Origin of the sequence: Micrococcus sp. APC 4021 (assembly GCF_030407635.1) — a bacterium.
GTDB classification, from domain to species: domain Bacteria; phylum Actinomycetota; class Actinomycetes; order Actinomycetales; family Micrococcaceae; genus Micrococcus; species Micrococcus luteus.
Genome location: NZ_JASDCZ010000214.1, coordinates 1 through 1,360, shown reverse-complemented (window position 1 = coordinate 1,360; position 1,360 = coordinate 1). Strand labels below are relative to the sequence as shown.

At 77.9% G+C, this 1,360-nt stretch carries 1 protein-coding gene; it reads left to right on the top strand.

Annotated elements, in window-relative coordinates:
* The first annotated feature begins 84 nt into the window (after positions 1-84).
* Positions 85-1,203 carry a cystathionine gamma-lyase gene (locus QL983_RS11235; RefSeq protein ID WP_290153047.1) on the top strand — a complete coding sequence of 373 codons (1,119 nt, stop codon included), beginning with the start codon at positions 85-87 and terminating at the stop codon, positions 1,201-1,203.
* The last annotated feature ends 157 nt before the right edge of the window (positions 1,204-1,360 follow it).

The following is a 1,360-nucleotide window of genomic DNA, read 5'->3' as shown; positions in this document are numbered from 1 at the left end:
GGCCCTGGACGCCGCCGCGGCCGCCCTGGCCGAGGCCCCCGACGACGCCGGCGCCGGACACCGGTACTCCACCGCGCCCACGGGATGGCCCCGGGGGAGTCCATCTCCCCGCCGCTGGTCCACGCGAGCGCGTTCCACCTGCCCGGCGCGGACCCGGACGGCGCCCCCACCGCCCCCGGCGCGGACGTGCCTTTCCAGTACGCGCGCTGGGCCACGCCCACCTGGTCCGCGCTCGAGGCCGCCCTGGGCGCGCTGGAGGACGCCGACGTCGCCGTGGTCCCCTCCGGCATGGCCGCGATCGCCGCCGTCCTGCTGCCCCTGCTGCACCCGGGGGACCGCGCCCTCCTGCCCGCGGACGGCTATGGCGCCACCCGCGCCCTCGCCGCCGAGCACCTCACGCCCCGAGGCGTGCACGTGGACCTGGTCGCCACCCAGGGGCTCGCCCATGCGGACCTGAGCGGCTACGACCTGGTGCTCGTGGAGACCCCCTCCAACCCGGGGCTGCGCGTGGCGGACCTGGCGGACGTCGCCGCCCGCGCCCACGCGAACGGCCGCCGGGACGGCGCGGGGGCCCTCGTGGTGGTGGACAACACGCTGCTGACCCCCCTGGGGCAGCGCCCGCTGGAGCTGGGGGCGGACGTGGTCGTGGCCTCGGACACGAAGGCCGTCAACGGGCACACGGACGCCCTCGGCGGGCACGTGGCCAGCCGGGACCCGCAGGTGATGGCGCGGGTGCGCGGCTGGCGGACCCTGGCCGGCGGGATCCTGGGCACCCACGAGGCCTGGCTGATCCACCGCGGTCTGGAGACCCTCGAGGTCCGCTTCGCCCGGATGTGCGCCTCGGCGCAGGCGGTCGCGGAGCTGGCCGCGGGCCACCCGGCGGTGCGCGCCGTGGTCTACCCGGGGCTGGCGGACCACCCGGACGCGGAGGTCGTGGCGCGTCAGATGACGGCGGCGGGCGGCCTCGTCGGGCTGCGGTTCGCGGACGCGGCGGCGGCCGAGCGGTTCATCGCCGCGGCGCAGTACGTGGTGCCGCAGACCAGCTTCGGCGGCACGCACACGGCGGCCGAGCGCCGCGCCCGCTGGGGCGACGACGTCCCGGACGGTTTCGTGCGTCTGTCCGTGGGCGTGGAGCCCACCGCCGAGCTGCTGGCCGACCTGGAACGCGCGATGACCGCCGCGGGCGGCGGGCCGACCGCCTGACCCGCGCCCTCCGCACTTTGTGGGCCGAATACGACTCTCCCGGGGGCTCTGGGGCCCGGGAGAGTCGTATTCGGCCCTGAAAGTGAGCGCCGCCGAGACCTCACCCTGACCCGCGTCCCGGCTACGCTCGCGGACGAGGCCGCCCACCCGCGCCTCG